Source organism: Pseudoduganella sp. (assembly GCF_041914865.1).
Lineage (GTDB): Bacteria > Pseudomonadota > Gammaproteobacteria > Burkholderiales > Burkholderiaceae_D > Rugamonas.
The window spans coordinates 16,280-34,690 of the sequence record NZ_JAYSCO010000038.1 but is presented as its reverse complement, the minus strand read 5'-3'; the positions used below and the strand labels follow the sequence as shown (position 1 = coordinate 34,690).

16 protein-coding genes and 1 pseudogene are annotated in these 18,411 nt (G+C 63.5%); 14 read left to right on the top strand and 3 right to left on the bottom strand.

Annotated features, from left to right (window positions below; genetic code table 11):
- The 3 genes and pseudogenes from ACE3TQ_RS17490 to ACE3TQ_RS17480 form a co-directional block, all read right to left on the bottom strand.
- Positions 1–1,437, bottom strand: a pseudogene (locus ACE3TQ_RS17490) (hypothetical protein); the annotation flags it as partial.
- Positions 1,434–3,278 (bottom strand): pilus (MSHA type) biogenesis protein MshL, encoded by a 1,845-nt coding sequence (mshL, locus tag ACE3TQ_RS17485; RefSeq protein WP_374583566.1) that lies wholly within the window; start codon positions 3,276–3,278, stop codon positions 1,434–1,436. The pseudogene ACE3TQ_RS17490 and the gene mshL (ACE3TQ_RS17485), both read right to left, overlap by 4 nt.
- The gene (locus ACE3TQ_RS17480; RefSeq protein WP_374583565.1) at positions 3,275–4,159 is read right to left on the bottom strand and encodes an ExeA family protein; all 885 of its coding nucleotides are present in this window, start codon (positions 4,157–4,159) and stop codon (positions 3,275–3,277) included. The genes mshL (ACE3TQ_RS17485) and ACE3TQ_RS17480 overlap by 4 nt, the downstream gene beginning before the upstream one ends.
- Before the next feature lie 153 nt (positions 4,160–4,312).
- Here ACE3TQ_RS17480 and ACE3TQ_RS17475 point away from each other — a divergent pair, with 153 nt between their 5' ends.
- The 14 genes from ACE3TQ_RS17475 (at position 4,313) to mshL (ACE3TQ_RS17410) (ending at position 18,411) form a co-directional block, all read left to right on the top strand.
- Complete coding sequence (locus ACE3TQ_RS17475) at positions 4,313–6,019, top strand: GspE/PulE family protein (RefSeq protein ID WP_374583564.1); 1,707 nt, start codon at positions 4,313–4,315, stop codon at positions 6,017–6,019.
- Between the two features lies 1 nt (position 6,020).
- The gene (locus ACE3TQ_RS17470; RefSeq protein ID WP_374583563.1) at positions 6,021–7,256 is read left to right on the top strand and encodes a type II secretion system F family protein; all 1,236 of its coding nucleotides are present in this window, start codon (positions 6,021–6,023) and stop codon (positions 7,254–7,256) included.
- A complete protein-coding gene (locus tag ACE3TQ_RS17465; protein WP_374583562.1) occupies positions 7,253–7,732 on the top strand; it encodes a hypothetical protein in 480 nt (159 codons plus the stop codon). The genes ACE3TQ_RS17470 and ACE3TQ_RS17465 overlap by 4 nt, the downstream gene beginning before the upstream one ends.
- Before the next feature lie 46 nt (positions 7,733–7,778).
- Complete coding sequence (locus tag ACE3TQ_RS17460) at positions 7,779–8,297, top strand: type II secretion system protein (RefSeq protein ID WP_374583561.1); 519 nt, start codon at positions 7,779–7,781, stop codon at positions 8,295–8,297.
- Between the two features lie 24 nt (positions 8,298–8,321).
- Positions 8,322–8,855 carry a prepilin-type N-terminal cleavage/methylation domain-containing protein gene (locus ACE3TQ_RS17455; RefSeq protein WP_374583560.1) on the top strand — a complete coding sequence of 178 codons (534 nt, stop codon included), beginning with the start codon at positions 8,322–8,324 and terminating at the stop codon, positions 8,853–8,855.
- Positions 8,845–9,429, top strand: a complete 585-nt coding sequence (locus tag ACE3TQ_RS17450; protein WP_374583559.1) for a type II secretion system protein — start codon at positions 8,845–8,847, stop codon at positions 9,427–9,429. The genes ACE3TQ_RS17455 and ACE3TQ_RS17450 overlap by 11 nt, the downstream gene beginning before the upstream one ends.
- Positions 9,426–10,241 (top strand): prepilin-type N-terminal cleavage/methylation domain-containing protein, encoded by an 816-nt coding sequence (locus tag ACE3TQ_RS17445; RefSeq protein WP_374583558.1) that lies wholly within the window; start codon positions 9,426–9,428, stop codon positions 10,239–10,241. Before ACE3TQ_RS17450 ends, ACE3TQ_RS17445 begins: the two co-directional genes overlap by 4 nt.
- The gene (locus tag ACE3TQ_RS17440; RefSeq protein ID WP_374583557.1) at positions 10,238–10,687 is read left to right on the top strand and encodes an agglutinin biogenesis protein MshP; all 450 of its coding nucleotides are present in this window, start codon (positions 10,238–10,240) and stop codon (positions 10,685–10,687) included. Before ACE3TQ_RS17445 ends, ACE3TQ_RS17440 begins: the two co-directional genes overlap by 4 nt.
- A 4-nt stretch (positions 10,688–10,691) precedes the next feature.
- Positions 10,692–13,814, top strand: coding sequence for a DUF6701 domain-containing protein (locus ACE3TQ_RS17435; protein WP_374583556.1), 3,123 nt, complete (start codon positions 10,692–10,694; stop codon positions 13,812–13,814).
- Between the two features lie 128 nt (positions 13,815–13,942).
- A complete protein-coding gene (locus ACE3TQ_RS17430) occupies positions 13,943–14,845 on the top strand; it encodes an agglutinin biogenesis protein MshI (RefSeq protein ID WP_374583555.1) in 903 nt (300 codons plus the stop codon).
- Positions 14,842–15,588, top strand: a complete 747-nt coding sequence (locus tag ACE3TQ_RS17425; protein WP_374583554.1) for a hypothetical protein — start codon at positions 14,842–14,844, stop codon at positions 15,586–15,588. Before ACE3TQ_RS17430 ends, ACE3TQ_RS17425 begins: the two co-directional genes overlap by 4 nt.
- On the top strand, positions 15,585–16,277 hold the full coding sequence (gene gspM / locus ACE3TQ_RS17420) for a type II secretion system protein GspM (RefSeq protein WP_374583553.1): 693 nt from the start codon (positions 15,585–15,587) through the stop codon (positions 16,275–16,277). Before ACE3TQ_RS17425 ends, gspM begins: the two co-directional genes overlap by 4 nt.
- Before the next feature lie 2 nt (positions 16,278–16,279).
- The gene (locus ACE3TQ_RS17415; RefSeq protein WP_374583552.1) at positions 16,280–16,627 is read left to right on the top strand and encodes an MSHA biogenesis protein MshK; all 348 of its coding nucleotides are present in this window, start codon (positions 16,280–16,282) and stop codon (positions 16,625–16,627) included.
- A gap of 14 nt (positions 16,628–16,641) precedes the next feature.
- On the top strand, positions 16,642–18,411 hold the full coding sequence (mshL, locus tag ACE3TQ_RS17410; protein WP_374583551.1) for a pilus (MSHA type) biogenesis protein MshL: 1,770 nt from the start codon (positions 16,642–16,644) through the stop codon (positions 18,409–18,411).

The following is an 18,411-nucleotide window of genomic DNA, read 5'->3' as shown; positions in this document are numbered from 1 at the left end:
TCCGGGGGCTTTGGGGTATTGTCCCCGCGGGCGCGGGTTTTTTTGCGGGCCGGGGGGGCCGCCGCCCGCGCGCGGGGCGCCGGCCGCCGCGCCGAGCAGGGCGTCGCGGTTGTTGGGGTCTTGCAGCAGCGCCAGGTCGTATTGCTGGCGCGCGCCGAGGAGGTCGCCGCTGCGCAGCGCGTTGTAGCCGTTCTGCACGGCGGGCGCAATGCCGGTGGGCGCTGCGCCTCGGACGAAACGCACGTCGCCGCTTTCGCCGACGGCGGTCTGCAGAGTGGTGGCGTTTTCCGCTGCGCCCGAGCGGTGCGCTTGGCGCGGCGCGCCATCGTCCGCCGCCGGCCGTGCGCGCGCAGCCGGGCTGCGCGTTCTGTTGCCGGCGTCGCCTGCCGCCTTGGCGGCGGTGCCCGCCGCACGCTGCCGGCCGCTTGCGCCCGTCGCCGTGGCCGCAATGGCAGGGGCGGGGGCGGCTGCCGCCGGCGGCAGCCCGGCGCTGCCGGCCGGCGCATCGGAATAGTCGCTGCGCGCCTGCCTTGCCGCGCGTTCTGCCGCATCGCGCATTGCCTCGGCGCGGATGGCCGGATCGGTGATGGCGGCCAGCTGCTCCGGTGTCGGGACCGTGACATCCACACTCGGCCGCGTCGGCGGCGCGGCGGGCGCTCCGGCCTGGCCGCCCGCCACGCCAGCGCCGGTGCCGGTTTCCGGCGCCCGGCCGGCGGCGGCAGCCGGCGCGCCGGCGTCCGCGACCGGTGGCTGCAGCGCGCCAGCACCGGCAGCGGCGCTGGCGGCGACTGCGGGATCCATGCCGCCCGGCGCGGCGGGAGTGACATACGGAGCCACCGGTATCGCCGCGCCCGGCGCCGCGCCCGGCGCCAGCGTTGCCGCCCCCGGCGCCGGCATGGGCACCATGGGCAGGCGCGCGCCGGGCCCGGGCCCGCTCATCGCGCGCCAATAGATGACGCCGAACACCAGCAGCAAGCCGAACAAGGCAGCCAGCAAGAGCCCGAGCCGCCGCTGCGACGAGGCGATGGCGCGCGGTGGCAGCGGCGCGTGCGGTCCGGCCCGCACGGCGCTGTCGGCCGCAAAGGGGCCGGCGCCGGCAGCCGGCCCGTCGCTGTCTTGCCATTCGCGGGCCGGCTTGCCCCTTGCCGGGGCCGGCGGCATATCGCCAGCCGCCGGCGCTGCGCGCCGCGCCTCATGCCGCGCCTGCGGCGGGACCGGGTCATGCGCCGCCTCCTGCGCCGGGATAACGGGCGGTTCGGCATCGAGCGGCTCCAGGCGCCAGGCGTCGGGCATGACGGCGAAGGCCGGCCCGCCTTCCATGGGCGGCGGCGAAGGCACGGCATCCTGGCCGAACTGCGGCTCCGTGTGCTCCGCCTCCTGCCCGTTCTGGACCCGGGCACGCTCCGCCTTGCGCAGGGCCTGCATGAGCAAGCTCATAGGCCCTCCGCCGGCTTGCCGGGCATGAGATAGCGGTAGTCGCGGTAATCGCCGGCGATGCTGGCGTCCTTCACCACCACCGGGCGCAGGAAGATGACCAGCTCGGTCTTGCTGGCAGTCTCGTTGCGGTAGGAGAAGAGATTGCCCACCACCGGCAGCGAGCTGATGAGCGGAATGCCGTCCTTGGCGTTATCGACGGAATCCTGCATCAGGCCACCCATCACCGCCACCTGGCCGCTATGCACCTTCAGCACCGACTCCATTTCGCGCGCCTGGATCACCGGCACCCGGCTGATGACGCCCTGCTTGTGCAGTTCCGGGTTGGGGTCCTCCACCGAGTCGACAATGCGCGTGATGGTGGGGCGTACATTCAGCGTAACCTCGTCATCGGCCGAAATTTGCGGCGTGACACTCATGACAAAGCCGACCGGCACGGTTTCCACCTTGGATTCATAGGTCGCCGGCGTGGCGATGGTGCCGGTGGAGGTCAGCACGGCCGGCGTCACCTTGAGCGTGAAGAAGATGTTGTTGTCCACCACTTTCAGCAGGGCGGTCTGGTTGTTCAGCACGCTGATCCTGGGGCTGCTCAGCACCTTGACCTTGCCGAACGATTCCAGCAGCGAGATGGTGGCGCTGATGTTGCCAAAGCGCGTGACCGGATTCGAGTAGTCGAAAATGAAGAAGCCCGGCGACGTGCCCGGAACGATGCCGCTCGGCAGCGGGGCGGTGCCGACCCGTCCCTGGCCCAGTTTGCCGTGGCCATTGATGCGCGACCAGTTGATGCCCTGCTGGTACTGGTCGCTCAGCTTGACTTCGATAATGGTGGCCTCGATCAGCACCTGGCGCTTGGCCGAGGACAGGATGATGTCGAGGAACTCCTGCACCTTTTCGTGCTGGCGGCTGGTGGCCCGTACCGACAGCAGGCCGCCCTCCGGGTTGGCGATGACGGAAGCCGCACCGCGTTGCTGGCCGGGCGCCGCGGCGCCAAAGGCGGTCGATGCGGCCGGTCCGCCGCTGTAGGCGCCCGGCGCCGTCCGCCCCTGCGCGGCGGCAGCCTGGGCGCCAGGATAGCCAGTATCCGCGCCCCCGGCGCCGGGCGTGCCGCCTGCGCCGCCGGCCTGCACCTGCTGCAGCATGGCGTTCGCCTGCTCCCGCATCTGCGCCAGCGGATCGGACAGGGGATCATTCAGCGTGGTCGGGCGCAGCATGTCGCGCACATTCTTCTCCAGGCTGTGCCAGAAGTTGTTGTCCGAGCGGTTGGCCACCGACGTTGTCGAGTTGTTGTTGCCGCCGCCGCCCAGCGACTGGCTGGCACTCGGTACGGGATTGGCGGCCGTCCCGCCCACCGCCGAGCCGCCCGTGGTCGAGATCTGGGTGGCGATGTTCACGCTGCTGTTCGTGCTGCGCGCGATGTTCACGTAGTCCACCTTGTAGTGGTGCCAGTAAGGCTGGTCCGGCAGCACGACCAGGTTCTTGCCCTGCAGCTCGTAGCGCATATCCACCTGCTTGCCGATGCGCGCCAGGAGTTGCGGCAGGGTCTGGTCCAGCGCATTCAGGGTCACCATGCCTTCAATGCCCGGATGCACGTCCACGTTCAGGCCCGCGTCGCGCGCCAGCGCGAACAGCACCGACTGCACCGGCACCCGGTGCACGGAGACGCTGTAGGTCTCCTGCCTTTCCGCCGGGCGCGGCGGCGGTACTGTGGCACTCTGCTGCACCGGCTCGGGAATCGCCCCGGCCACCGGTTCCGGCTCCGCCACGTGCGACGGCGACACGGGCAGCTGCGGCGCAGCACATGCCCCAAGCAGGACGCATAACAGGGAAGCCGAAAGGTTCTTCATGACCATCGCCGCCGGAAACAAGTTGTCAGGAACTTATCAAAAATCATCATACTGCGATTGCCCGGAACCACCGCGCACGAATAGCGGCTGTCTTCAATGGCTTGGCGCACGTGGTAGGAGTTGACGTACGGCAAGTCTTCCGCGAACGCCGCCATCAGGGCTTTGTCCGCCAGCACGTTAATCCGCCGCACGATGCCCTGCGAGCCGCGCGCGATCAGGCGCACCGCGCCCTGGCTGAACAGCTCCGGCCCGCGGTAGCCCGCCGCGCGCAGGCGGTGCGAGAGGAAGAAGGGGATCTGGTCGCGCGGCATGGGCGGCACGTCGAAGCTGTGCGTGATGCGCTCGCGCAGCTGGCGCATGCGCGGCAGCGACAGGTGTTCGTCCAGCTCCGGCTGGCCGAACAGCACGATCTGCAGCAGCTTGCTGCTGGCCGTTTCCAGGTTGGTCAGCAGGCGGATTTCTTCCAGCGTTTCCAGCGGCATGGCCTGGGCTTCCTCCACCAGCAGCACCACGCGGCGCCCGGCCGCATGGCGCGCGATCAGTTCCGCCTGCAGCGCGCGCACCACCTCGTCCGAGCGCTGGCCAGCGGTTTCCAGGCCCAACTCGGCGGCAATGGCATGCAGCACTTCCTGCGGACAGAGGGTGGGGTTGACCAGGTAGAGCACGTCCACGCCCTTGGGCAGGCGCGCTTCCAGCATGCGGCACAGCATGGTCTTGCCGCAGCCCACCTCGCCGGTCACCTTGACGATGCCTTCGCCATGGGTGACAGCGTAGAGCAGGGCCGACAGGATCTCCCCGCGCGCATTGCCGCTATAAAAGAAGGCCGGGTTCGGCGTGATGCCGAACGGTGCTTCCTGCAAGCCGAAGTGCTGCGTGTACATAGGCGTGCTTCCGGTGGTGGAATTGGCCCTGCAATTTGACCACTTCCCGAAAATTTTCGTCGCTCGTGTAGCATTCCGCTAACGCCTTTTGCTATACATGCACGAGTCTGTCGCATACAATGCCCTCGACTATATGGATTCGGGGCATAGGGCATGACGAGGCCGGAAAAGGTTCGCTTAGGTGAGATCCTGGTGCAGCAGAAGCTGCTGTCGGAAGAACAGTTGGGCATGGCGCTGGCGGAGCAGAAACGCAGCGGCCGCAAGCTGGGGCGTGTGTTTGTCGAACACGGCTTTGTCACCGAAGAGCAGATTTCCGGCGCCCTGGCGCGCCAGCTGAATATCCCCTACATCAACCTCAAGTTCTACCAAATCAATTCGGACCTGGTGCGGCTGCTGCCGGAAACCCAGGCCCGCCGCTTCCGCGCGCTGGTGCTGGAAGACCGCAAGGGGTCCATGCTGGTCGGCCTGTCCGACCCGACCGACCTGTTCGCCTACGACGAGATTTCCCGCCTGCTCAAGCAGACCATCGACCTGGCTGTGGTCAATGAGACCGAGGTGCTGGCCGCCATCGATCGCATCTACCGCCGTACGGAAGACATTTCCGGCCTGGCGCGCGAGCTGGAACAGGAAATGGGCGAAGGCTCGGTGGACTTTGGCGCGCTGGCTGCCGCGAGTCCTGGCCTGGAAGAAGCGCCGGTGGTCAAGCTGCTGCAATCGCTGTTCGATGACGCGGCCCAGGTGCGCGCATCGGACATCCACATCGAACCGCAGGAAGGGCGCCTGCAAATCCGCTTCCGCATCGACGGCGTGCTGCACCTGCAGACGGAAGCCGATATCAAGATCGCACCGGCACTGGCGCTGCGCCTGAAGCTGATGTCCGACCTGGATATCTCCGAAAAGCGCCTACCGCAGGACGGCCGCTTTGCCGTACGTGTGAAGAACGCGCGCATCGACGTGCGTATCTCCACCATGCCGACCCAGTACGGTGAATCGATCGTCATGCGTTTGCTAAACCAGAGCGGCATGACGCTGCGCCTGGATGCGATCGGCATGCCGAAACCGATGCTGGACAAGTTCCGCGCCATCGTGGCGCGTCCGAACGGCCTGGTGCTGGTGACCGGGCCGACCGGCAGCGGCAAGACCACCACGCTGTATTGCGCGCTGGCCGAGCTGAACTCGATGGAGAAAAAGCTGATCACCGTCGAAGACCCGGTCGAATACCGCCTGCCCGGCATCAACCAGGTGCAGGTGAACGAAAAGATCGAGCTGGATTTCGCGCGCGTGCTGCGCTCCGCGCTGCGCCAGGACCCGGACATCGTGCTGGTGGGCGAGATGCGCGACCAGGAAACGGCGCAGATCGGCCTGCGCGCCGCCATGACCGGCCACCTGGTGCTCTCCACGCTGCACACCAACGATGCCGCCAGCACGCCGCTGCGCCTGATGGACATGGGCGTGCCGCGCTATATGGTGGGCAGTTCGCTGCAGGCCGTGCTGGCGCAGCGCCTGGTGCGCGTGATCTGCGAATCCTGCACCACGCCGTACACGCCCACGCCGAGCGAGCATGAGTGGCTGACGCTGGAGCTGAAGGACAAAGTCGACATGGGCCGCTACTTCCACGGCAAGGGCTGCTCGCATTGCAATGGCCTGGGTTACCGCGGCCGCACCGGCGTGTATGAATTGCTGGAAATGAGCCAGGCGGTGGTGGATGCGGCCAACGATGTCGATCCCGCCGCATTCCTGAAAGCCGCCGCGCACCAGATGGGTGGCCAGACCTTGCGCCGCCATGCGGTGCAGCTGGTGATCCAGGGCCGTACTACGGTGGCGGAAGCCATGCGCATCAGTAACCAGTTCGAGGATTGACGTGCCTTATTTCGCATACAAGGGACGTAACGGACGAGGCGAACTGCTGGCGGGGGTGCTGGAGGGGGTGGACAGCGGGGCGGTGGCCGACCAATTGTTTGCCACTGGGGTCACGCCGGTCGAAATCACGGAAACCTCTGCGAGAACCGCCGGCAAGTCTGCCCGGCGGCGGCTGTGGGAAAGGTTGACCGAGAAGCAGGTCAATTCCATGGATGTGCAGTTGTTCAGCCGGCAAATGCACACCCTATTGAAGTCCGGGGTGCCGATCATGCGTGGCTTGGGCGGCCTTCAGGAATCCGCCATCAGCAAGGCATTTGCGCGCGTGATCGCCGATCTGCGGGAGTCGCTTGACGCGGGCCGCGAGTTGTCGACTGCCATGCGGCGCCACCCCGTGGCTTTCACGCCGTTTTACCTGTCCATGATACGAGTCGGGGAAATGACCGGCCGGCTGGACGAAGTGTTCCTGCGCCTGTTCGACCACCTCGAGTTTGAGCGCGATATGAAGGAGCGCGTCCGTGCGGCGCTTCGCTATCCCACGTTTGTGATGCTGGCGATGCTGGCGGCCATTGTGGTGATCAATATGTGGGTGATTCCGGCGTTCGAAGGCGTGTTCCGCAATCTGAACGCCGAGTTGCCGCTCATGACGCGCGTATTGCTAACGACATCCAACCTGTCAGTGAAGTACTGGCCCATACTGGCCGGCGCCTTGGTGGCGGGGGGGCTTATGTGGCGCTCCTGGACTGCCAGCGAAGCTGGGCGCTACAAGTGGGATCGCTGGAAACTGCATCTGCCGATCGCGGGCAAGATCATCCACAAAGGCACGATGGCGCGTTTTGCGCGCAGTTTTGCGTTGTCGGCCCGTAGCGGGGTGCCGATCGTGCAGGCGCTGACTGTCGTCGCGCAAACGGTGGACAATGCGTACCTGGCGGCGCGCGTGGAGCAGATGCGGGATGGCGTGGAGCGGGGCGAGAGTATCTTGCGCACGGCCATGGCAGCGAATGTGTTTACCCCTATCGTGCTGCAAATGATCGCAGTCGGCGAGGAAACCGGCTCATTGGATGATTTGATGGACGAGATCGCCGCCATGTACGAACGCGAGGTCGACTATGAGCTAAAGACCTTGTCGGCCCAGATCGAACCGATCCTGATCACCTTCCTGGGCATCATGGTGTTGATCCTGGCGCTGGGGGTGTTCCTGCCGATATGGGATCTGGGTAAAGTTGCACTTGGGAAATGATGAAGCCGCGCCGGTTTCGCCGCTTCGAGGCATTGGTGTGGTTGTTGGTCGGCTTGGTTTTGCTGGTGGTTTTCTTGAACAAGATTTCGTTTTACACTGAAAATGCAGAGGAGCGGGCGGTGGCCATCACGGTGTCACAATTGCGCGCCGCTGTCGAAATGCATCGCCTAAGATCGGCCACAACAGTTGCTCTGGAGGGCACAAACCCGATGCAGCTGATGGCTGTCCGGCCCACCAATTACGTTGGGGAGTTCGCGAATTTGGCCAGTGCCCCGGCGGAGCCCGGTACCTGGTTTTTTGATACCGAGTCGAGGCAGCTGGTGTATGTGTTGCTTGAAGGAGAGAAATCTATGCTTAAGCAACAGAGAATGCTCTATTTCAAGTTAGAATTGCGGCGCTTGCCCGAACACTCCGCCAGGCCGTCAGAGCCACCCGCGAGCAACGCCGGTGTCGTCCTCAACCAGGTAAAAGACTAGCCAAATTGCCGGTCTGAATTGATTGTCGAACTTATTGGGAGAAGTAATGAAAAAGTTTTCTTACACTATGCCTCGTACGCAGCAAGCGGGTTTCACGCTGATTGAACTGATCGTCGTGATCGTCATTCTCGGCATTCTCGCCGCTACCGCGCTGCCCCGTTTTATCGATGTCGGCACTGAGGCGCGCACCGCCAGCGTGAACGCGGTTCGCGGCTCGCTGAACGCCGCCATTTCGCTGGTTCATAGCCGTTGGCTGATTGCGCCATCCAGCCCGGTCGCAATGGAAGGCCTGAACGTGACGGTTGACTCTGCCGGTTTCCCAACGATTACTGGTACCCAAATCGAAAACATGGCTGGTATCAGTAGCACGGATTTCAAGACGATTGCAGCAGGTGCTCCCGGCCCAAACAATCCGACGCCGCCAGCAGGCTCGGTGGCTTTCGTCCCGGTGAGCGTAGCCAGTTCAACCAAAGGGGCAACCTGCTACGCACTGTACACAGCCGCCGTCCTTACCACAACACCTGTCACGCCACCGGCGGTCACCACGGTAACGACGGGCTGCTAAACGCGCTCCCGCAGCCAAGGAGCAATGACAACCGGCAAAGTACGGCGTGAGAGTGGCTTCACAATGGTCGAATTGATCATTGTGCTGGTTGTCGTTGGCATCCTCTCTGCCATCGCCTTCAACCGCTTCTTTTCGCGTACCAGTTTCGATGCGGCCGGCTTCGCAGCCCAGGTCAAGGCTACCCTGCGCTTTGGCCAGCGCCTCGCCATCGCCCAAAATCGCCCGATTTACGTTTATCTCGATGCTACAAGTGTCGCCTTGTGTTATGCCGCGACGTGCAGTTCGACGAATCGCGTCAAGGACCCGGGGGGCGGCACCGGTTTCAGCGGTGCCGGTCAGTGCAGCGCTGACCGGAGCTGGGCTTGCGTGGCGCCCCCCGCCAACGTGATGCTAGTACTGTCGCCTGCCAGCGCCACCCAGAACCATTTCTATTTCGATGCCGCCGGCAAGCCGCAATTGAACTCCGGCGCGGAATTCAGTTCGCTGAACCTGGTGGTGCGCGCCGGCGACGACCAGCAGCCCATCCGGGTGCAATGGGAAACGGGCTATGTTTACTAGCCGCTATCGTCAGTCCGGGCTGACGTTTGTTGAGCTGATCCTGTTTATCCTGATCGTCGGTATCGCGGTTGCGGCTATCCTGCGCACGCTGGCCAACACGAACAGCGCGAGTGCCGACCCGCTGCGCCGAAAACAGGCCCTGCTCATCGCGGAAGCCTTGCTGGAGGAAGTCCAACTGGCTGCCTTTACCTTCTGCGATCCGGCCGATGTGACTGAAGAGCCGGCCGCACCAGCCAATTGCGCTACCCCGGAAGGTGTGGGACAGGAACCGGGCAATGCGCGCCCCTTCGATAACATCAACGACTATGTCCCCAGCCTTGGCGTCGCCCACGCGGCTTTCAACAACGCGGCTGGCAAACTGGTTGACGCGGCGGGAAATGAGTTGGGCCTGAGCGGCTACTCGGCGACGCTCACGGTGCGCGCCGAATCGTTGAATGGCATAACCTCCACGGCGGCCGTAGCGACACAGGAAGTGCTGCGCTTGACCGTGCGCGTAACCCATGGCGCCCAGGCGGGCGATTTCATCGAACTGGATGCTTATCGCACCCGTTACGCTCCGCAGGTGGCGCAATGAAACGCGAGGACGGTTTCACGCTGATCGAAATGATCGTCGTGATGGTGCTGCTCGGAGTCCTGGTCGGTATCGTGGCGGTTTTCATGCGAGCGCCGGTGCAAGCCTACGTCGACAGCGCAGCGCGCGCTGATTTAAGCGATGCCGCCGACCTGGCGGTGCGGCGTGTAGCGCGCGAAGTGCGCCGGGCCTTGCCCAACAGCGTCCGCGTCAACCCCGCAGGCACTTCGGTGGAGTTCTTTCCCACCAAGTCGGGCGGGCGCTACCTCGCCGAGGAAGATAACGAGGGGACCGGGTACCTGGACTTTGCCGATAGCGCGAAGCGCAGCTTTACCGTGGTTGGTCAGATGCCATCGCCAGCCATTGTGGCAGGCACCGATTCGATTGTGGTCTATAACCTTGGCCCCGGCATCGACCGTGCGGACGCGTATGCCGGCGACAATATCGCCTTGGTGAGTGCGGTGGCGGGCAATACGGTCACCCTGGCGAGCAATCCGTTTGCCAGCGCGGGCGGGGCGGGGACTGTCTTGAGTTCGCCGGCACGCCGCTTCCAGGTGGTGACCGGTCCGGTGAGTTTTGTGTGCGACCTTGCAAACCGCCAGTTGCTGCGGCAATGGAACTACGTGGCGCCCTCGGCTTCACCAAGTACGGCCGTCCTGGCGACGAATGTCACGGCCTGCCGCTTCACATATGAGGCCAATATTGCCAACACTCGCTCGGGCTTGCTGGGTATTGACCTTACGCTGGCACGAGCCGATGCTCCGATGGAAACGGTGCAGTTGTTTCATCAGATTCACGTGGATAATCCGATATGACCCTTTTGCGCACAAAGTTCCGCCAGCGCGGGGTGAGCCTGGTGGCGGCCATTTTCCTGGTTGTGGTCCTGGCGTTCCTGGCGGTAGCCATCGTCACGGTAACGTCGACCCAGCAAGCGGCCTTTGGACTGGATGTGCAAGGCACCCGAGCCTATCTGGCGGCACGTTCCGGCGTTGAATGGGGCATGCACCGACAGTTGCGTAGCGGCGCCTTATGCCCGGCGGCCAGCGGGGCTTCGTCAACCACCAGTTTTGCCATGCCTGCCAGCACTACGCTGAGCCCTTACACGGTTAGCGTGACCTGTACCACGACGCTGCTGAATACAATCAAGCGCTACCGGATGCGTGTGGTCGCGTGCAACCAGCCGGCAGCCGGTGCCTGCCCGAATCCGAGCAACAGCCTGGATTATGTGCAGCGGGTGATCCAGGTTGATTTCGGAGACTGACAACGTGAACACACTGTGGTCCCCTTACCGATGGCTTTTGCTGGCGGCGTTGCTGCTGGCGATGCCGGCGCGCGCCGATACCACCATCGCCTTGTTCAAGAGTTTTGCAGGCAATGTCAATTTTGTCGGCCTGCAGAAGACCCTGCGCAAGGCATCGAACACCACCAATGCTTGCAGCATTTATGCCGCCAACGAGACGACGGAGGCGACCCTGAGCGGCATTCCGGCGTCGGCGAAAATCCTCAGCGCCCAGCTCTACTGGGCAGCTTCCGGCACCACCACTGACTATGCAATCACATTTGATGGCAAAGCGGTGACTGCGCCTGCATCGCGGCAGTACAAGAGCGCCACGGTGGGCTACGATTTCTTCAGCGGGGCGTATGACGTCACTGCCGAGGTGGTTGCAAAGCGCAATGCCAAGTACTCTTTCTCCGGCCTGACGATCGCCAACTCGTCGAAGTGGTGCGACGTGCAGGGGGTGGTCGGTGGCTGGGCCATGATTGTGGTGTATTCGTTGCCGACCGAGACCTTCCGAGTTCTGAATATTTACGAAGGCTTCCAGTACATCCAGTACAGCAGCGTGACGCTGTCGCTGTCGAATTTTGAAATTCCGCCCCTGACCACGCAAACCGGGCGGGTGGCGCACATAACCTGGGAGGGGGATGCGACGCTGAGCAGTACGCCGAGCGGCGAATTCCTGACCTTTAACGGCTACTCGATGTCGAACAGCGTGAACCCGTCGGGCAACCAGTTCAACTCGGCGAGCACCATTGCCGGCACGGATACCGCGTCGTATGGCATCGACTACGATTCATACACTGTAAGCAGTCCCGTGATTCAGGCTGGACAAACCAGTGCCACCACGGTGTACCGGTCCGAGCAGGACTTGGTGTTGTTGAGTGCGGAAGTGATTGCGGTGCCGAATACGCCGGTGACCGACCTCGGCATCACCATCGCACGAGACCAGGCACCGACCTTGGGCCAAACCATGTTGTATACAGTGAACGTTACCAATTACGGCCCAGCCGCAGAGCCGGGTACGATCCAGGTGGTCGATAACCTGCCGTCGCAGGTCAGTCTTGTGTACGCTGGCGGTGACGGCTGGAGCTGTGTACAGTCTGGGCAGAAAGTTACCTGCAATTACAACATTCCGCTGGATGTGGGGGCGAGTGCCCCGGCCTTGCTCCTGACCGTCATGGTCAATTCCGTGACGAGTTCGCTAAGTAATACGGTGACGGTCAGTGGCAGCGAGTTCGACAACCAGATGGCAAACAATACCGCGACCGATACGGCGGCGGTGGAAGTGGCGCCGTACGTCTTCACGCGTTCCGTGTGCACCAAGGGAGTGGCGTTCGGCACTGCCGGCCAATGCCAGTTCATTGACTGGAAGAGTGTCATCGCCGGCGATGACGTCGCGGTGTACATCACCCTGGTCAATGGTTCCGGCGTCCCGACCGCACCCAGCGCGACGCTGCCGACTGCTTTGTCCATGCGTTTCGGCATGTCGTGCCATAACCCGGTGAAGGGCACGGCCGAACAGGCATCGTTCCCGGACTTGGCGTCGCTGCTGCCCAAATGCGCGGAAAACAGCGCGACGCCGAGCGGCGCGCAGTGGTCGGCTTACCGGATCCTGACGGTGGCGGCGAACCAGGCCAGCATCAGCGTGCCGCTGACCTTCAACTACTTCGATGTGGGGCGCGTCAAGCTGTTCATGCAGGATTCGAGCGGTAAGACTGGCGCCAGCGGACCGGTTGTGATGCGGCCCTATATGTTGGAAATGGATGTCTACAAGACTGGCGCCAACGGTACTCGCATCAACAACCCGGGGGCGACGGTGGCCACCGGCGCGAAGTTTGTTGCGGCCGGCGAACCTTTCACGATCAGCGTTGGCGTGCGGACCAGGGATAAGGTCCCGGGTACCAAGTACTTCGCCAAGAACTTTGGTAACGAGATCCTGCCGCGCAGCATCTATTTCAACCCGAACCCGAGCGACGGCCTGAGCTTCGCGGATATGGTCGCGCGCCCGGAACTGGAAGGCAGCCTCAATCCGTTCGCGCTGGGGCTCTCGTCAGGGACCTTCAACTACCCCGAAGTCGGCATCATCACCACCAAGGCGACCTTGGCGGGCAACGACTACCTGGGCAGCGGCGGGGTTGATCCGGTCACCACCAATATCGGGCGCTTCGTGCCCGATCATTTCAATACTGTGCTGGAACCGCCGGACGCCCTGGGACCGATTTTGCCATGCCCGGCCGACTTGCCGTGTTCCGCCGTCAGCGGCCTGGTCTACTCGGCGCTGCCGTTCAGCACGACAGTGACAGCCCACGACGTCGACGGCAACCTGTTGAAGAACTACCGTGGCGTGTTTTCCAAGGCACTCTACCTATGCGGCGCACTCAACCAGACGCTGGCTGCGCCGAGTGGCGGGGTATGCCCGGCCCTGGCCTTTGGCGCCAACCCACCAGCCGACGGCCTGCGCCGCGACAAGAGGGCCGCCACGATTAAGGACAGTGGCGATCTAGACTTCGACAACGACGACGGGCGCTTGTCATTGATGCTCGACTACAAAATGAGTAAACCGTACTCGATGACGGGAGCGGCGGGCGCTGGCCGCCAGACGCCTGCCCTGGTCTATGTCCGCGCCACCGATGCGGACGGGGTCAGCTCCCTGTACGGCTACAACGCGGCGCGCGACCTGGTTGAAGGTGAGGTGGTGGTGGCCAATGCGCGTCTGCAGCTGCCGAACGTATTTGGCTCCGAGCTGCAGTTTCTGCCGGTGACTGCGCGCGTCCAGTATTGGAACGGTACGCGCTGGGCGACCAGTAGCGGCGATTCCATGGTTGATGTGCTCAATCCAGCGCTGTTGCGTTTTACGAACTGCAAAAAGAACCTGGTATCAGGTAGTGCTTGCAAATCCGTGTTGGGCGCCACGTCCAACGCGCTGCGTTCCGTCAGTGGTGGTCTGGCGCGCTTCCTGCTGAGGGCGCCGGGCGCCGGCAATCATGGCACCGCCGATTATTACATCGATCCTGCCTCGGGGCCTGAATGGTTGCCGAGTACGCCTGGCCGGGCTACCTTTGGCATTTATCGCAACACCCCGGTGACCTATATCAGGGAATTGTACTGACAGTGCGGCTGAACAGTGGCAAGATACGCCAATTAATCAAAGAATTACGTTTGTTTCTTCATCCAAAAGTTTGACAACACTGCGGAATGCGACTTTTCTCGAAAGCAAAAAAGGAAAAAGACGCCTGGATGGTCTTCGCTCCGACCGCACAAGGCATGGCGTTGGCGACGATGCGGCGCCAGGGTGCTGCCACGCCGGTATTGCTTGGATGCGCTGAAGTGGCGCTGCAAAGCGAGGGCGGGCAGGAGGCCTTGGCCCGCGCGGCGCGCGCGCGCAATGCGATGCGCTATCGTTGCAGCACTCTGCTGTCTTCCAGCGAGTATCAGATGCTGACGGTGGAAGCGCCGAATGTGCCGCAGGAAGAACTGAAAACCGCCGTGCGCTGGCGGATGAAGGATATGCTGGACTTTCATGTCGACGACGCCACCTTCGACATCATGTCGATACCGGTGGAGCGCGCCAGCGGCCGTACGCCCAGCATGTTCGTGGTGGCCGCGCGCAATAGTGTCGTGCGCCAGCGCCAAGAGCGGTTTTTCGATGCCGGTGTCGCGCTGGAAGTCATCGATATTCCGGAAAACGCGCAGCGCAATGTGTCGGCCCTGCTGGAAGAGGACGGCCGGGGGCTGGGCATGTTGTCGGTGGGCCCGCAAGGGGGCTTGTTGACGGTGACTTACCTGGGCGAACTTTACCTGGCGCGCCGCATCGACGTCACGACGGAACTGCTGGAGGACCAGGACGCCGAGCTGCGCCATGCGACACTGGACCGACTGATGCTGGAGGTGCAGCGCTCGCTCGACCATTTTGAACGTCAGTTCAGTTTTATCTCCATCGCGCGCATGGTGCTTGCGCCGGGCTCGAACGAAGCGCTTTTGAGCTACCTGTCGTCGAATATGTATATGCCGGTGGTGCAGACGAACCTGGCGGATGTCATTGACCTGTCCGCCGTGCCGGAGTTGCTCGACCCGGCGCAGCAGGCTTACTATTTCTTCGCGCTGGGCGCAGCCTTGCGCCAGGAACTGGTGACGCCATGAGCCAGCAAATCAATCTTTTCAACCCAGTCTTCATGCGGCAGCGCCACAGTTTTGGTGCGCGCGGCATGGGCATGGCCCTGGGCGTCATGCTGCTTGGGACCATCGCCCTGGTGGTGTTTGCCCAGCTGCAGCTGGCGCCGCTGCGGGAAGAGGCGGTGCTGCGCGATGCGGCGCTGAAGGCGCGCCAGGCGCGGTTGGAGGCGGTGAAGCTGGAGTTCGCTCCGCGCGCCAGCGACCCCGTGTTGAAGTCGGACTTGCAGGCGAAGGAAGTGCGTCTGAAGTCCTTGCAACAAGCGATGTCGATGTTGCGCCAGGGGGAGGGCGAGGGCGGGCAGGGCTTTGCCCAGTACTTTCGTGCCTTGGCGCGCCAAAGCGTGCAGGGTTTGTGGCTGACCGAGGTCGGCATTGAGGGCGAACCACACGAGATAAGCCTGCAGGGGCGTGTGCTGCAGGCGGCGTTGCTGCCGGCCTACCTGTCGCGGCTGGCTGAGGAACCCGTCTTGCGCGGAAAAACGTTCCAGACGCTGGATATGGGGCCGCCAGCGGCGCAGGCACCGGTGGCTGACGCGGCGGCAGGCGCGCCCCTGTCCCTGCTGCCTCCGGGGACCGCTGGCAGCACGCCGGCTCCGGTCTTGAGCGCGCTGCCGCCGCCTGTGTCTGCCGGGGACACGTCCCGATTCCTGGAGTTCAGGTTGCGAAGCAGCGTGGCGCCGCTGCCGGCCAATGCCGGAGGTCAACCGTGAAGGCCGCGCTGTTGAAGCTTGAACAGCGCGTCGACAGCCTGCCGCTCCGGCAGCGCGTCGCGCTGTTCGTCAGCGGCATTGTCGTGATCGCGGCGATCGCCTGGATGGGTAAGCTGGCGCCGCTGACGGTAGAGCGGCATGCGCTGCACGCCACCATGCAGCAACAGCAAGATCAGATTGCCGCGGCGGACCAAGGTATCGCTGCAATCCTGAAGGCATACGAGGCCGACCCGAATGCGCCGCTCCGGCAGCGCCTGGCGACCGTTCAGGAACTGACGCGCGCTGTAGGTGACGAGTTATCGGACAAGAAGCGCGGCCTGGTGCAGCCGCAACGTATTGTGCCACTCTTGCAGCAGATTCTGCGCGGACACCCCGGCTTGCGGGTATCGGCCATGCGGACATTGCCGGTCAGTGGCTTGCAGGACGGGAAATTCAGTCAGTCCACCCCGGCGGTGGGCGCGCTGCCCTCGGCAGGGCCGGCGCCCGTCGCCCTGTTGTACCGGCACGGCGTGGAGCTGGAGGTGCGCGGCAGCTATGCCGACTTGCTGGGCTATATGGAAGCGCTGGAGAAAGTGTCGCCGCGCCTGATCTGGGGTAGCGCGAAATTGAGCGTGATTAAGCATCCGGAAGCGAGCCTGACCTTGACGGTATATACCTTGAGCCTGGACGACACGTGGGTGCAGTTATGAGGATGTGTTTATTACTACTGGCATGGGGCGGCTGCGCCGCCGCGCACGGACAGCAGGCATTGCCAGATCCGACCCGGCCGCCGTCCGAATTGCAGGCGTCGCAGCCCGAGCGTGGCCCTGCCGCTGCCTCCGCCGCGCCGGGGCCGCAGTTGCAGTCCGTGCTGATCGCGCGCCGCCCGGGTGGGCGCCAACTGGCGGTCATCGATGGCGCCATCGTGCCGTTGGGCGGGAAAGTGGACGGTGCAGTCCTGGTGGAAGTGCGGGAACGTGCCGTAGTCCTGCAGCGCGGCAAACATAAACAAGTCTTGAAGTTGGTATCATCCGGACTGGATAAGGCGCAAGAGCCATGACAAATCGAAATACTATGCCGAAAGTCGCACAGGTTTTCCGCCCGGTGGTGGGCGCCGCCGCGCTGGTGCTGCTGGCAGCTTGCACCCAGACCCCGCTGCGCGAGACTTACAGCACCATCAGCAGCGAAGTCAAATCCGCTGCGACCGCCGCCGCTGCCGCACCGCTGCCGCGCCAAGTGTCCGAAGCCCTGTTGCCTTCTGCCGACCAGCTTGCCGGGCAGCTGCCCAAAGCGCGTCCAGTGCTGGAGGAGCGCTTCAACGTCGCCTTCAGTGACGCGCCTGCGCAACAGTTCTTCAATTCCCTGGTGGCCGGCACACGCTACAACATGCTGGTGCATCCGGAGGTCGGCGGCACCATCAGCGCCAACCTGAAGGATGTGACCATCCAGGAGGCCCTGGAGGCGGTGCGGGAAATGTACGGCTATGACTACCGCATCGAGGGCACACGCATCTCGATCAAGCCACTGACGCTGCAAAGCCGGATGTTCCAGGTGAATTACCTCACAGCGTCGCGGCGCGGTTCCTCCAACTTGAGGGTCACATCGACCTCGGTGCAAAACGTCGGCAACAATAATCAGAACAGTAATAACGGCCTCGACAGCGGCAACAACAATAATCGTCAGAACCGCAATAACAACCCGGGAGACCCGAACTCGCCCACGGCCAATGTGCTGGACGAGGCGGCCAACGTCACCACCCGCTCCGAGTCCGACTTTTGGGCTGAGTTGAAGTTGTCGCTGGACGCCATCGTGGGGGTGGGTAAGGATGGCCGTACGGTTGTTGTCAGCCCGCAGTCGGGCTTGGTGGTAATCCGTGCCATGCCGGAAGACTTGCGCAATGTCGACCGCTATCTCAAGGCTACACAGTTGGCGGTGGCGCGCCAGGTGATCCTGGAAGCGAAAATCCTGGAAGTGGAGCTGAGCGAAAACGCCCAGTCAGGCATTAACTGGGCCGCCTTCGGCTCCTCCCGCATCTCGGCCGGGATGGTAGGGCCAGGCACCACGCTGGCGCCGCGCATCAACGGCGTGACGTCCGTGATGGGGCAGCCGAATGGCTTGCAGGCCACTCCGGGCAGTTCACTGGCCGCAGCGACCAGTGCCGCCAGCTCGCTGTTCGGGATCGCGTTCCAGAGTGCGAATTTTGCTGCCCTGATTTCCTTCCTGGAGTCGCAAGGAACGGTGCATGTGTTGTCCAGCCCCCGTATAGCAACGCTGAACAACCAGAAGGCGGTGCTTAAAATCGGCACCGATGAGTTCTTCGTGACCGGCGTCAGCACTACGACCAATACCAATGCCACCGGAAACGGCACGGTATCGCCCAACGTGACCTTGCAGCCGTTTTTCTCCGGCGTAGTGCTGGACGTGACGCCGCAAATCGATGAAAAAGGCAACATCATCCTGCACGTACACCCGTCGGTGAGCCAAGTATCAACGGTGAACAAGAGTATCAATCTCGGCACGGCGGGTAGCCTGAACCTGCCGTTGGCGGCCTCGGCCACGTCGGAGATGGACAGCATGGTGCGTGGCGAAAACGGCAGCGTCGTTGCGATCGGTGGTCTGATGCGCCAATCGACCAGCGCCGACCGTTCGCAGGTCCCAGTAGCGGGCCGTATCCCGCTGATCGGCGGCCTGTTCCGAAGCACCGCTGATTCGATCCAGAAGCGCGAACTGGTGGTCCTGATCAAGCCGACCATCGTCGACGCCGCCAGCGATTGGAGCCAGGATTTGATGGACAGCAGCCGCCGCATCGAGCGCCTTGATCCCAAGGGAATGGGACGCTACTGA